Origin of the sequence: Solwaraspora sp. WMMA2080, from assembly GCF_027497395.1 — a bacterium.
GTDB lineage: Bacteria > Actinomycetota > Actinomycetes > Mycobacteriales > Micromonosporaceae > Micromonospora_E.
Window position 1 is genome coordinate 5,369,086 of record NZ_CP114910.1, and the last position, 13,821, is coordinate 5,382,906.

A 13,821-nucleotide genomic window follows, 5' to 3' on the forward strand; every position below is an offset into this window, starting at 1 on the left:
CGGGTGGCGGTCCCCCACCGCTGGAACCGGGATGGAATATTGGTCACATGAGAGCCCGCGTGCTGGTTGTCGATGACGATCCCGCCCTGGCGGAGATGATGGGTATCGTGCTGCGCAGCGAGGGCTTCCTGCCGTCGTTCGTTGCCGACGGTGAGCGGGCGCTCGCCGCGTTCCGGGACAACCGGCCGGACATCGTGCTGCTCGACCTGATGCTGCCCGGGATGAGCGGGATCGACGTCTGTCGGGCGATCCGCTCCGAATCGGGCATCCCGATCGTCATGCTCACCGCCAAGAGCGACACCGTCGACGTCGTGCTCGGCCTGGAGTCCGGCGCCGACGACTACGTGGTGAAGCCGTTCAAGCCCAAGGAGCTGGTCGCCCGGATGCGGGCCCGGCTGCGCCGGGGCGAGGACGTCGCGCCCGAACTGCTCACCATCGGGCCACCGGGGAACCAGATCACCATCGACGTGCCGGCGCACACCGTCAGCCGCGACGGTGCGGAGGTGAAGCTGACCCCACTGGAGTTCGACCTGCTGGTCGCGCTGGCCCGCAAACCGCGCCAGGTGTTCACCCGTGAGGTGCTTCTGGAGCAGGTCTGGGGTTACCGGCACGCGGCCGACACCCGGCTGGTGAACGTGCACGTGCAGCGGCTGCGCGCCAAGATCGAGCCGGATCCGGAGCGACCCGAAATCATCCTCACCGTTCGGGGCGTGGGCTACAAGGCGGGCACCGGCTAGCCTGGTCCGTACTGTGGCTGGCCGATCCCGCACCGTGTCCGACCTGTCCTCCCGTGTCAGTGGCGCACTGCGCCCGGCGCGGGATCTGCTGCTGGCCCGGACCCGGCCGGTGACCAGCGGAGCCCAGCGGATGTGGCGCAGGTCCCTGCAGCTGCGGGTGGTGACCATCACCCTGGTCGCGTCCGGCCTGCTGGTCGGCGGGTTCGCGTACATGGTGGCGTCGCAGAGCACCAACATCCTGCTGGACCGGGCCCGGGAGGACGTGCAGCGGCGGCTCACCCACGGGCGGGACTACGCCGCCGAGCAGATGAGCGTGCATCCGCAGTACTTCGACCCGCAGGTCCGGGTGACCTTCGAGCTGACCGTCAGCACCCTGGCCGGCGGCGACCCCGACCAGGTGGGTGGGGTGGTCGTGGTGATGGCGGCGAGCGGCTACCCACTGATCCAGTCGGCGACCTCGCCGGCGGTGGACGCGTCCGGCATGATCAGCGACGAACTGGCCCGGCACGTCGGCTCCGGTGCCCAGGCGCATCAGATCCGCACCGGTGACCTCGGCGAGGGGCGGCTCAAGTACCTGGTCTACGGCTCCCCGGTGCCGACCAAGTTCGGTCAGGTCGAGCTCTACTACCTGGTGCCGCTGACCACCCAGGATCAGGCCGCCAACCAGATCCGGGCGACCGTGCTCATCACCGGACTGGCCCTGGTGATGCTGCTCGGCCTGCTGGCCGCGCTGGTCACCAGGCTGGTCGTCACGCCGGTACGGGTGGCCGCGCGCACCGCGCAGCGACTCTCCGCCGGGCTGCTGGACCAACGGATGGTGGTCGACGGCGAGGACGACCTGGCCATGCTGGCCGCCTCGTTCAACCAGATGGCGACCAACCTGCAGCGGCAGATCACCCGGCTGGAGGAGATGTCCCGGCTGCAGCGTCGGTTCACCTCCGACGTGTCGCACGAGCTGCGCACCCCGCTGACCACCGTACGGATGGCCGCCGATCTGCTCTTCGCCGAGCGGGACGGCTTCGACCCGGCGGCGGCCCGCAGCGCCGAGCTGCTGCAGACCGAGCTGGACCGGTTCGAGAGCCTGCTCACCGATTTGCTGGAGATCAGCCGGTTCGATGCCGGGTTCGCCGTGCTGGACGCCGAGCCGACCGATCTGGTGTCGGTGGTCCGCCGGGTCGCCGACCGGCTCGACGGGCTGGCCGCACGGCTCGGCGTGCGGATCGAGCTGCGACTGCCCGCGACGCCGGTGATCGCCGAGGTGGATCCCCGTCGGGTCGAGCGGGTGCTGCGCAACCTGGTCGGCAACGCCGTCGAGCACGGCGAGGGCCGGCCGGTGGTGGTCACTCTCGGCGTCGATGACGCGGCAGTCGCGGTGACCGTACGCGATCATGGGGTCGGCCTGCGCGCCGGGGAGGACAAGTTGGTGTTCAACCGCTTCTGGCGGGCGGATCCGTCCCGTGCCCGGCAGACCGGTGGGACCGGCCTCGGCCTGTCGATCAGCGTGGAGGACGCCCGGCTGCACGGCGGCTGGCTGGAAGCGTGGGGCGCGCCTGGCGAGGGTGCGCAGTTCCGGCTCACCCTGCCGGCCCGGGCCGGTGACCGGCTCGCCTCGTCACCGCTGCGGCTGGTTCCGGAGGACCGCCGGCCGTCGGACGGCGGGTCGGACGGTGCCGATCCGGACGAGCCGTGGCGGGCGCCGACGCAGCCCGCTCCGCCCGGCGCCGAACCGGTCGGCACGATGGTGGTCCTCCCGGAGCAGAGCGTCGGCTCCGACGACCGGGCCAGTGGCGGCGTGGCCGCGACCGGAGCGGCACCGTGACCCGCCGGTGGCGTCGACTGGCGCTGCTGCCGGTGCTCGCCGGGGTGCTGCTCGCCGGGTGCGGCATTCCGGAGAACACCGACGTTCGGGTCGACGGACAGGGTCCGGCACCCGGCCTGCCGACCGGTGGCGGCGGGGCCCAGACGCCGGCGTCGCGGCTCGACGAACGCAACAACACCGAGGCGTTCGTCGTCAACTTCCTGCAGGCCGCCGCCGTGGAGGCGGAACGGGCAGTGGAACAGGTACGTGAGTACGTCGCGCCACAGGACCGCGCGGACATCCGCGATCCCAACCCTGAGGTCGCGCTGACCGTGGTCCGACTGCGGGAACGTCCGCAGATCACCCGGGCCGAGGCCGGGGTGGAGGAGGTGGCGCTCGACGTCCAGCAGCTGGGCCTGCTGCGGCCGAACGGGGCGTTGGAGCCGCTGCCCGCCCAGGAGCCGGAGTTCACCGAGTACACCTTCCAGGTCGGGTCGGTCGCCGGTGAGACGGGCAAGTTCGTCCTCAACCCGCCGGCGGCGTTGCTGCTCAGCGTGGATGCGTTGAACACGTTCTACCTGCAGCGCACCATCTACTTCTGGGACACCAGCGAACGGGCGCTGGTGCCGGATCTGCGCTACCTGCCGGTGGCGGTGCCGTTGGAACGCCAGCGCACCGTCCTGCTGGACATGCTGATCGGCGGGCCGTCGAGCTGGCTAGCCTCGGCGGTGCAGGCGCTGCCGAGCGGTATCCGCTCGGGCGGCAACGTGCCCGACACCGGGGACCGGCTGAAGGTCACGTTGATCGCCGACGCGACCCCGTTCGCCGACGAACGCGAACTCGACCGACTGGCCGGCCAGCTGATGTGGTCGCTGTGGCCGGAGTTCGACAACGACCTGGAGCTGACCATCCAGGGACAGACCCCGAAGGTCTACCCGGGTGCCGACCTGCTGGCGATGAACGGCACCCAGGCGCTGCCCGAGACGCCCGAACGGTTCACCGTCTACCAGGGCCGGGTGCACCGGCTGCGCAGCTCGGCGCGCTCCGGCGAGCCGATCCCGGTGCTCACCGAGGAGGTCAACCAGAACGTGGTCACCGCCGGTTTCACCCAGGCCGGTGGTGGCACGTACGCGGCTCTCGCGGTGGCCGACGGCGGTGCCCAGCGGCTGATCGTCGGCGCGGCGACCGGGGCCGGTACCAGCTTCGACGCCAGCACCCGGACCTTCGACGACATCGGCCGGCCGGTCTGGCTCAAGGCACCAGGTGACGCGGGTCTCGTCGTCGCGGACGGCGGGCTGTTCTCGTTCAGGGTCGGCAGCGGTGCGGTCGAACAGGTCACGCTGCCCGGGGTGACGGGCGAGGTGCAGTCGGTCGGGGCGGCCCCGGACGGTCACCGGATCGCGTTGGTGGTCGACGGCCGGCTGTACGTGGCCGCGCTGAGCCGGGGCGGCAAGCTCGAGGTGCTGCCACCCCGCCGGGTGCCGACCTCACTGTCCGACCTCACCCAGGTCGACTGGGTGGCCGAGACGCTGCTGGTGGCGGCCGGCACGAACCCTGACGGGCGGGTCAGCCTGTACGACGTGACGGTGGACGGCGCGATCGAGACCAGTTCGCTGCGGGACCTCGGCGGGGCGAGCGTGACCCACCTGGCCGGCTATCCAGCGAACCCGGTCGGCGGCGGCACGGTCGGTGCCCGGATGTACGTCGCCAACGGTGTGCCGTACGACCTGTTCGAGCCGAGCGAGCAGATCCGGCCGGAGGAGATCGAAGGGGTGGAGCCGAGCGGGACCGAGGAGCCGGAGAACTCGACCGCCAATCCGACCGCCCCGTTCTTCCTGTACTGACCTGCGGCGGTGGTGGGCGACGTCTGGTCGGCGCTGGCCGACCTGGTGCTGCCGGCGGAGTGCGCCGGTTGCCGCCGCACCGGCGGCCGGCTGCGGTTCGGTGTGTGCGGCCGGTGCGCCGACGAGGTGCAGCGGCTGCGTCCCCGGCCGGTACGCCCCGAGCCGGCCCCGCCGGACCTGCCGCCCTGCGTGGCGTTGGGTGAGTACGCGGGGGTGCTGCGGGAGTTGCTGCTGGCGTACAAGGAACGGGGGCGGCACGGGCTGGGCCGGCCGCTGGGCCGGCTGCTCGGCGACGCGGTCGCCGCCGCGGTCGGCACCGGTGCGGACCGGCCGGTGCTGCTGGTTCCGGTGCCGAGCACCGCTGCGGCGGCGCGGGCCCGGCACGGTGATCATCTCGCCCGGCTGACCCGGTACGCGGCGGCCCGGTTACGGGTCGACGGCCGGCGGGTCACGGTGGCGCGGCCGCTGCGGGCCCGGACCCGCCCGGACTCGGCCGGGATGGACAGCGCGGCGCGGCTGGCGTCCGCGCGGACGGCGTTTCGGCCCCGGCGGGTCGGACTTGACACCTCGCTGCGGGCGGATCCGCGACTGCGGGTGATCGTGGTGGACGACATCGTCACCACCGGTGCGACGCTGGCCGCCGTGCACCGGCTGCTCGTCGCGCAGGGGCTGCCGGCGTATGCCGCAGTGGTGCTCGCAGCGACGCGACGCCGTCACCTGCGGTAACCAGGGTGTGGTGTCCTTTGTCGGGGTTTGTTCATGATCTGGGAATCTTCGCGCACCGGTCCCCGCCGAACTGATGACGCGCCGCCGTCGGCGGGTTAGCGTAGGCGCATCAGGGGTATGGCCGGTGGTTGAACAACCGCCTGAGGTGTCCCGGAGGGAGGTGTATTCCGCTACCCGGCCGGTCGACGCCGACCGCTCTCGGTCCGCTGACCGGTCCTGCATTATTTCGCAGCGACACCGATCGTTCAGATCGTTTCAGGAGGTCACGCGTGGACATCGTGGTGAAAGGCCGCAACGTAGAGGTCCCCGACCACTACCGAGCCCATGTAGCCGAGAAGTTGGCCAAGGTCGAACGGTACGACCACAAGCTGATGCGCGTCGACGTCGAGTTGTTTCACGAGCGCAATCCCCGTCAGTCGGACCACTGCCAGCGGGTCGAACTCACCTGTGTCTCGCGCGGGCCGGTGATCCGGGCGGAAGCGTGCGCCAAGGATTTCTACCGCGCCCTCGACGCCGCCATCAGCAAGCTGGACACCCGGCTGCGCCGCGCCGCCGACCGGCGCCGGGTGCACCGCGGCCGGCACGCGCCGGTTTCGGTGGCCGAGGCGACCTCCGGGCTGCCGACCGCCGGACTGAACGGCTTCGCCCCGTTACCGCCGTCCCAGCCGACCGAGGAGCCGGCGGCATCGGTCGCGGTACTCGACCGCACCGCGCAGGATTTCACCGACGATGGGTACGACGACGTTGTCGACGAGTACGACGACCAGCCCTGGCATATCGTCCGGGAGAAGGAACACCCGGGCGATCCGATGACGGTCGACGACGCCTTGTTCCAGATGGAACTGGTCGGGCACGACTTCTATCTGTTCCTGGACAAGGAGTCAGGCCGGCCGAGCGTGGTCTACCGCCGCAAAGGCTACGACTACGGTGTCATCGCGCTGGCTGAACCGACCGTCACCGCCTGATCGACCACCATTTCGGCAATTCGTGGTCGGCCGGTCGGATACCGTTGCCCATCGCCGCCAAACGGGCGGTCGTCGATGGTATCCGACCGGCCGGCGCGGCTCACGCTTCGTCGAGGTCGGCCGGTAGCAGCGAGTACTGGACGCTGTCGTGGCGGCTGGCGTCCGCGCCGGGCAACTGGGCCCGGTTCCGCCCTTCGCGCTGAAATCCGGCCCGCTCCAGCACCCGCTGGGACGCGACGTTGCTGGGCAGCGCACCGGCGGCCAACCGGGCGACGGCCGTACTCGCGAAGATCCACCGGGCGAGCAGCCGTACCGCCCGAGCGGTGTAGCCGCGCCCGCGCCACTGGGGCAGCAGCGAATAGCCGATCATCGCCTCGCCGAGTTCCGGACTCAGATAGGCGAGCCCGATCCGCCCGGCCGGCGTACCGCTGGCCGCGTCGCAGACGACCACGTCGATCCGCTGGCCGGCCAGCCACCTGCCCGGTGCCTTGGCGCACTGCGCCTCGATCAGGGCGCGGGTCGGCACCACCGGTGGGACCGAAGTCGCGGCGACGTCGGGCAGCGACTCCAGGTGGTACGCGAAGTCGACGTCGGCCGGGCCGAGCGGGCGCAGCCGGACCACCCCGTCCGTCAACCCGTCGCCGGGCAGGTCCGGCAGGGTGCGTGGGGTCGGGCCCGGTGGGTCGCCGGCCAGCCGGGTCCAGACCACCAGGTCCTCCCGGTCGGCGGTCGGCCCTCGGCCGGGCTGGCTGGCGGCGCCCCGGCGTACCCCCTCGAAGCTGAACCCGGCGGCCAGCGCCACCCGCTGGCTGACCGCGTTGGCGGCGTCGGTGAGCAGTTCGACCCGACCGAACCCGGAGCGCACCGCATGGCCGGTGGCGGCGATGGTGGCGGCGGTGGCTGCCCCCTTGCCCCGGGCCCGGGGTGTGATCCAGTAGCCGACCTCGATCTGGGCCCGCTCGGGTACCGCCCGGCTGAGCCCGACGCAGCCGAGCAGTTCGTCGCTGCCCGGGTCGGCGATCGCCCAGGCCGCGCCGCCGCCGGCCCAGGCGGCGGTGGACCCCTTGGTGATCCAGCGCAGTGCATCGACGACCGTGTATGGCCGGGGCAGGTCGGGGATGAACCGCTGGGTGATCGGATCGCCGCAGGCCTCGGCGACCGCAGGGGCGTCGTCGGGCAGAAACATCCGAAGCCGGACGCCGCCCTCGGTGAGTTCGACGGGTTCCACCGGCCCATCCTGACGCAGCTTTCGCGCAGGGCATAACGCATATGCTGCACGCACCCCGCCGGCATGGTCCGTTATGTCGGAATATCCGGTGCTGGATGCGGGCTGCGACTGCCGCCGTACCGATAGATGCGCCTACGATGGTGAGGCACACCGTCTAGGGGAGCGTTGATCCGTGTCGATTCTTGAGAAGGTCCTCCGCGCCGGCGAGGGCCGCATGTTGCGTCGGCTCAAGGCGGTCGCCACGGCCGTCAACTCGATCGAGGACGACTACGTCGACCTCACCGACGCGGAGCTGCGGGAGCTGACCGACCAGTACCGCCAGCGGTACGCCGACGGCGAGTCCCTCGACGACCTGCTTCCGGAGGCGTTCGCCACCGCCCGGGAAGCCGCCGCCCGGGTGCTCGGCCAGCGGCACTACGACGTGCAGATCATGGGCGGCGCGGCGCTGCACTTCGGCAACATCGCCGAGATGAAGACCGGTGAGGGCAAGACGCTCACCTCGGTACTGCCGGCGTACCTCAACGCGTTGTCCGGTAAAGGTGTGCACATCGTAACCGTCAACGACTACCTGGCCGAGCGGGACGCCGCCTGGATGGGCCGGGTGCACGAGTTCCTCGGGCTCACCGTCGGCGTGATCCTGCCCAACCGGCCCTCGGCCGACCACCGGGCCGCGTACCAGGCGGACATCACCTACGGCACCAACAACGAGTTCGGCTTCGACTACCTGCGCGACAACATGGCCTGGTCAAAGGACGACCTGGTGCAGCGCGGGCACAACTTCGCCATCGTCGACGAGGTCGACTCGATCCTGATCGACGAGGCGCGGACACCGCTGATCATCTCCGGCCCGGCCGAGCATTCCGCCCGCTGGTACGGCGAGTTCGCCGCCGTGGTCAAGCGGATGCAGGCCGGCAAGGACGGCGAGGGCGACTACGAGATCGACTACGCCAAGCGCACCGTCGCGGTGACCGAGCGGGGCGTCGCCAAGGTCGAGGACCGGCTGGGCATCGACAACCTGTACGAGTCGGTGAACACCCCGTTGGTCGGCTATCTGAACAACGCCATCAAGGCGAAGGAGCTCTACAAGCGGGACAAGGACTACATCGTCAACGACGGCGAGGTCCTGATCGTCGACGAGTTCACCGGCCGCATCCTGCACGGCCGCCGCTACAACGAGGGCATGCACCAGGCGATCGAGGCCAAGGAAGGCGTCGAGATCAAGCAGGAGAACCAGACCCTCGCCACCATCACCCTGCAGAACTACTTCCGGCTCTACGGCAAGCTGGCCGGGATGACCGGTACGGCGCAGACCGAGGCCGGCGAGTTCAACAAGGTCTACGACGTCGGCGTGGTGACCATCCCGACCCACCGGGAAATGGTCCGGATGGACCGGGCGGACGTCATCTACAAGACGGAGAAGGCCAAGTTCAACGCCGCCGTCGAGGACATCGCCGAGCGGCACGCGGTGGGCCAGCCGGTGCTGGTCGGCACGGTGTCGGTGGAGAATTCGGAGATCCTCTCCCAGCTGCTGCGTCGCCGGGGCATCCCGCACGCGGTGCTCAACGCGAAGTTCCACGCCAAGGAAGCCGAGATCATCGCGCAGGCCGGCCGTAAGGGCGCGGTCACCGTGGCGACCAACATGGCCGGCCGCGGCACGGACATCCTGCTCGGCGGCAACCCGGACTACCTCGCCGCGGCCCAGCTGCGCCAGCGTGGGCTCGACCCGGTCGAGCACGCCGAGGAGTACGCCAAGGCGCTGGAAGACATCATGCCGCAGGTCAAGCAGGCCTGCGCCGCCGAGGCCGAGGAGGTCTCCGCGGTCGGCGGTCTCTACGTGCTCGGTACCGAGCGGCACGAGTCCCGCCGGATCGACAACCAGCTGCGCGGTCGCTCCGGCCGGCAGGGCGACCCGGGTGAGTCCCGGTTCTACCTGTCGCTGCAGGACGAGCTGATGCGGCGGTTCCGGGCCGGGGCGGTCGAAGCGGTGATGGAGCGCTTCAACATCCCCGAGGACGTGCCGATCGAGTCCAAGATGGTGACCCGGCAGATCAAGAACGCCCAGGCGCAGATCGAGGGCCAGAACGCCGAGACCCGCAAGAACGTCCTCAAGTACGACGAGGTGCTCAACAAGCAGCGTCAGGTGATCTACGCCGAGCGGCTGCGGGTGCTCAACGGCGAAGACCTGCACGACCAGGTCACCAAGATGATCGACGACGTGGTCGGTGCGTACGTCGACGGGGCTACGGTCGAGGGCTATGCCGAGGACTGGGACTTCGACCAGCTCTGGTCCAGCCTCAAGCAGCTCTACCCGGTGGGGATCACCGTCGACGAGCTGATCGAGGAGGCCGGCGGCGAACGCAGCGCGGTGGACGCCGACTTCCTCCGGGTGCAGGTGCTGGACGACGCCCACGCGGCGTACCAGCGCCGCGAGGAGGAGCTCGGCACCGACGCGTTGCGGCAGCTGGAGCGGATGGTCCTGCTGCAGGTGATCGACCGCAAGTGGCGTGAGCACCTCTACGAGATGGACTACCTCAAGGAAGGCATCAGCCTGCGGGCCTACGCCCAGCGTGACCCGCTGGTCGAGTACCAGCGCGAGGGCTACGCGATGTTCGCCACCATGATGGACGGCATCAAGGAGGAGACGGTCGGCTTCCTGTTCAACGTCGAGGTGCAGGTACAGCAGCCGGGCGCTCCGGCTGACGGTGCCGGCGCACCGGCGGGGGAGCGGCCCGGCCCGCGGATTCCGGTGCCCGACGGTGGCGCCGGAGTCCAGGTGAGCGCCAAGGGCCTCGGCGCGGCACCGCGCCCGCAGGGTCTGCAGTACGTCTCGCCCACCATCGACGGGGCGGCCGGTGCCGACGGCGGGGTGCAGGTGCAGCAGGCGCCGGCGTTGGGCGTCGGTGGCCCGCCGGCCGGGCGTCCGGGCCAGGGCGGCCAGGGCCGTCCACCCGCCGCCAGCCGACCGGCGGCCGGTCCGCCGGTGCCGGCGGCGGCTGGCCGTCGAGCCACGCCCGGCCAGGCCGTCAGCAGCAACGGGCCGTCGCGCAACGCGCCCTGCCCGTGCGGGTCCGGCAAGAAGTACAAGCGCTGCCACGGCGCTCCCGGGGCCTGATCCCCGGCGAGTGTGCCCGGTCACACGACGTCGACTGTGACGGTCAACCAGCCGGTGGGCCGGCGCTCCAGCCGGAAGGCGAGCGCCCAGCTGCGCTCGGTGGTGCCGAGCACCGCGACGGCCTCCGCGACGCCGCTGGCCGGCTCGCAGACCCGCAGTTGACGGACCCGGAGCAGCTCGGCCGTGCGCCGCTTACCCCGGGTGACCGGCGTTGGCTGCGGCGATGCCGGCCCGCGTCGGACCCGGCCCGGGTCGTCCGGTCTCCGGGCCCGGTCGACGGCGGCGGCCAGCTGCGCGCCGACCGCGAGCGCCTGCGCCGGGTCGGCGAGCCGGCGGATGTGACCGGCCGGGCGGAACCCGTTGATGATCTCCAGGCTCGCGGCCAGAAACCGGTGCGCGGCCCGCCGGGCCTCCGGTGACGCACCGGCGAGCGCATCCGGCGCCAGCCCGCGCCGGCCGTCGGCCGGTGGGCCGGCGGTGGTCGCCGACCGATCGGTGACCACGGCGCCGGGTGTCGCCTGGGCCAGGTCGAGCGCCAGCTGTACACCGGGATGGGGGCCGGGACGCAGGTCGAACTGAGCCGGCTCGTCGGTGAACGGCGGGTCCAGCGGCGGGGCGGGCCGCAGTCGGACGGGGGGACGTCGGATCCGGGTCGCGACAGTCATCCGAGCTCCTGTTGATCTTGCGTTTGCCTTCGTTTGCCTTCGGCAGACCGATTTGAAGCCAGCATGACACCGTCCGTCAACGTCTGTCGATGACGGTGTTCGGACAACCAGTAGTCGCCGGACTACTCCGGCTCGCGCTCGATCAGCGGGTTGCTCTGCACCCACTGCGCCGTCTCGGCGTACTTGCGCTGGATGTACTCCTCCAGCTGGGCGCGTTCCACCCGCCACTGTCCGCGGCCGCCGATCTTGATCGCGGGCAACTCGCCACTGCGAACCATGTGATAGACCTGCGAGTCGGATACGTTGAGTTCGGCGGCGACGTCGGACAACTGCAGGAACCTCGGCTCCACGGTGACTCCCGGCTCGTCTACGTCGGTCGGTTCAGTGTGCCACCGTGGCCCCGGTGGCCCGCTCGGCGGCGTACATTGCATCAGCGACGACATCTGTGGGGGGCGAGCGTGTCCAACAACCTGCTCCGGGTCTACGTCCCGGCCACCCTGCCGGCGCTCGCCGGGCTCCGCGGCACCGGCCAACTGGCTTCCGACGTCGCGCACACCGTGACCCCCGCGCTGCGGGAGTGGTACGTCGAGGGTGACGAAGAAGAGTTGGAGTACGTCGCGTTCACCCGCGCCGCCCAGGAGTCACTGCGCCACCTGCGCGACGATCCGGCCGCCCCGCGACGGCGGGTGGTGATCGCCGTCGACCTGCCGGCGGACGCGTTGAAACGGTCCGTCGCCGAGCTTGGCTCCAGCACCGTGACGCTGGCCGGCCCGATCGCCTTCGCCTCGGTCGCCGCGGTGCACGTCGACGGCGACGAGGCGGTCGACGACGTGTCGGCGGCGGTGGACGCCGTGTCGCAGGCCGCCGCCGGCGACCCCGACGCCCAGTTCGTCGTGGACGGTGCCGAGGACCACGAACTGGAGTGGTACGACGTGTCCGAGCTGGATACGCTGCTGTGACCGGGCCGGCTCGCCCGGCTCAGCCCATGTGCGGGTAGCGGTGGCCGACCGGCGGCACGAACGTCTCCTTGATCGTGCGCGGCGACGTCCAGCGCAGCAGGTTGTGCTTCGACCCGGCCTTGTCGTTGGTGCCGCTGCCCCGGGCGCCGCCGAACGGCTGCTGCCCGACGACCGCACCGGTCGGCTTGTCGTTGACGTAGAAGTTGCCGGCCGCGTACCGCAGCATGGCGCCGGCTCGGTCGATCACCCGCCGGTCGGTCGCGAACACCGACCCGGTCAACGCGTACGGAGCGATCTCCTCGGCCTGGGCCACCACGTCCCAGAACTGGTCGTCGTCGTAGACCGACACCGCCAGGATCGGGCCGAAGTACTCGGTGCTGAACACCTCGTGCCCGGGATCGGTGCAGGTCAACAGGGTGGGCCGGACGAACCAGCCGACGCTGTCGTCGACCGTGCCACCGGCCAGCACCTGACACGACGGGTCGTTGCGGACCCGGTCCAGCACGGCCGCGTGCCGGGCGAACGCCCGGTCGTCGATGACCGCGCCGCCGAAGTTGGTGAAGTCGGCCACGTCGCCGTAGGGCAGTGACTCGACCGTCGCGACCAGTCGGTCCCGCAGCCCGGCCGTCCACAGCGACTTCGGCAGGTACGCCCGGGACGCCGCCGAGCACTTCTGCCCCTGGTACTCGTACGCGCCCCGGACCAGGGCGGTGTGCAGCGCCGCCGGGTCGGCGCTGGAATGCGCCACGATGAAGTCCTTGCCGCCGGTCTCACCGACCAGCCGAGGGTACGAACGGTACCGGCCGATGTTCTCCCCGACGGTCCGCCACAGCTGCTGGAACACCCGAGTGGAGCCGGTGAAGTGGATTCCGGCCAGATCCCGGTCGGCCAGCGTCACCTCGGACACCGCCAGCCCGTCCCCGGTGACCAGATTGATCACCCCCGGCGGCAGCCCGGCGGCCTCGAACAGCCGCATGGTGAAGTGGGCGGCGAACTGCTGCGTCGGCGACGGCTTCCAGACCACCGTGTTGCCCATCAACGCCGGCGCGGACGGCAGGTTGCCGGCGATCGCGGTGAAGTTGAACGGGGTGACCGCGTAGACGAAGCCCTCCAACGGGCGGTGGTCGAACCGGTTCCACACCCCCGGCGCGGACCAGGGCTGCTCGGCCAGCACCTGATGACCGAAGTGCACGTTGAACCGTAGGAAGTCGATCAGCTCGCAGGCCGAGTCGATCTCCGCCTGGTAGGCGGTCTTGGACTGACCGAGCATCGTGGCCGCGTTCACCGTGTCCCGCCACGGGCCGGCCAGCAGGTCGGCGGCGCGCAGGAAGACCGCGGCCCGTTCGGCGTACGGCAGGTTGCGCCAGCCCGGCGCCGCCTGCTTGGCCGCTGCCACCGCGGCCTCGGCGTCGGCCGGCTCGGCGTTGCCGGTGACCCCGAGGACGTGCCGGCGCCGGTGCGGCATCACCACCTCGATCGGCGCGCCCGCCGCCATCCGCTGCCGGCCGCCGATCGTCATCGGCAGTTCGATCCGGTCGGCTGACAACTCGGCGAGCCGGCGGCTCAGGTCGGCCCGCTCGGCACTGCCCGGCGCGTAGTCGCGGATCGGTTCGTTGCGGGGGTCGGGGGTGGCGGAAACGGCGTCCATCACAGGCTCCTGGCGTGATCTCGACAACGTCGGCGAAAGACGGACCCGTCGGGGCACCCGGTGGGGCGGCCACGGCGACGCGGTCCGGGTCCCATCGTCGCACGCCCAGCTGACCCGCACGCCGATCCGCGTACCCTGG

At 71.2% G+C, this 13,821-nt stretch carries 11 protein-coding genes; 7 read left to right on the top strand and 4 right to left on the bottom strand.

The window, feature by feature from the left end:
* Window positions 1-47: 47 nt before the first annotated feature.
* The 5 genes from mtrA (at window position 48) to raiA (ending at window position 6,070) form a co-directional block, all read left to right on the top strand.
* A complete protein-coding gene (gene mtrA, locus O7543_RS24620; protein ID WP_281551702.1) occupies window positions 48-737 on the top strand; it encodes an MtrAB system response regulator MtrA in 690 nt (229 codons plus the stop codon).
* 130 nt (window positions 738-867) lie between these two features.
* Window positions 868-2,556, top strand: a complete 1,689-nt coding sequence (mtrB, locus tag O7543_RS24625; RefSeq protein WP_281555706.1) for an MtrAB system histidine kinase MtrB — start codon at window positions 868-870, stop codon at window positions 2,554-2,556.
* A complete protein-coding gene (locus O7543_RS24630) occupies window positions 2,553-4,379 on the top strand; it encodes an LpqB family beta-propeller domain-containing protein (RefSeq protein WP_281551701.1) in 1,827 nt (608 codons plus the stop codon). The genes mtrB and O7543_RS24630 overlap by 4 nt, the downstream gene beginning before the upstream one ends.
* 9 nt (window positions 4,380-4,388) lie before the next feature.
* Entirely contained in the window at window positions 4,389-5,105 is a 717-nt protein-coding gene (locus O7543_RS24635; protein ID WP_281551700.1) for a ComF family protein, read from the top strand.
* Window positions 5,106-5,374: 269 nt separating this feature from the next.
* Window positions 5,375-6,070: a ribosome-associated translation inhibitor RaiA gene (raiA, locus tag O7543_RS24640; RefSeq protein WP_281555705.1), complete on the top strand. Its 696-nt coding sequence runs from the start codon at window positions 5,375-5,377 to the stop codon at window positions 6,068-6,070.
* A gap of 100 nt (window positions 6,071-6,170) precedes the next feature.
* On the opposite strand, the gene O7543_RS24645 is transcribed toward raiA, so the two are convergent.
* A complete protein-coding gene (locus tag O7543_RS24645) occupies window positions 6,171-7,298 on the bottom strand; it encodes a GNAT family N-acetyltransferase (RefSeq protein ID WP_281551699.1) in 1,128 nt (375 codons plus the stop codon).
* A 172-nt stretch (window positions 7,299-7,470) separates the two neighbouring features.
* Between O7543_RS24645 and secA the strand changes: the two genes are divergently transcribed.
* Window positions 7,471-10,410: a preprotein translocase subunit SecA gene (secA, locus tag O7543_RS24650; protein ID WP_281551698.1), complete on the top strand. Its 2,940-nt coding sequence runs from the start codon at window positions 7,471-7,473 to the stop codon at window positions 10,408-10,410.
* Between the two features lie 20 nt (window positions 10,411-10,430).
* Here secA and O7543_RS24655 read toward each other — a convergent pair whose 3' ends face one another.
* The gene (locus tag O7543_RS24655; RefSeq protein WP_281551697.1) at window positions 10,431-11,075 is read right to left on the bottom strand and encodes an Rv3235 family protein; all 645 of its coding nucleotides are present in this window, start codon (window positions 11,073-11,075) and stop codon (window positions 10,431-10,433) included.
* Between the two features lie 122 nt (window positions 11,076-11,197).
* On the bottom strand, window positions 11,198-11,425 hold the full coding sequence (locus O7543_RS24660) for a helix-turn-helix domain-containing protein (RefSeq protein WP_281551696.1): 228 nt from the start codon (window positions 11,423-11,425) through the stop codon (window positions 11,198-11,200).
* 108 nt (window positions 11,426-11,533) lie between these two features.
* Here O7543_RS24660 and O7543_RS24665 point away from each other — a divergent pair, with 108 nt between their 5' ends.
* Entirely contained in the window at window positions 11,534-12,034 is a 501-nt protein-coding gene (locus tag O7543_RS24665) for a hypothetical protein (RefSeq protein WP_281551695.1), read from the top strand.
* Between the two features lie 19 nt (window positions 12,035-12,053).
* Here the strand turns inward: O7543_RS24665 and pruA are convergent, their stop codons facing one another.
* Window positions 12,054-13,682: an L-glutamate gamma-semialdehyde dehydrogenase gene (pruA, locus tag O7543_RS24670; RefSeq protein WP_281551694.1), complete on the bottom strand. Its 1,629-nt coding sequence runs from the start codon at window positions 13,680-13,682 to the stop codon at window positions 12,054-12,056.
* Between the last annotated feature and the right edge of the window lie 139 nt (window positions 13,683-13,821).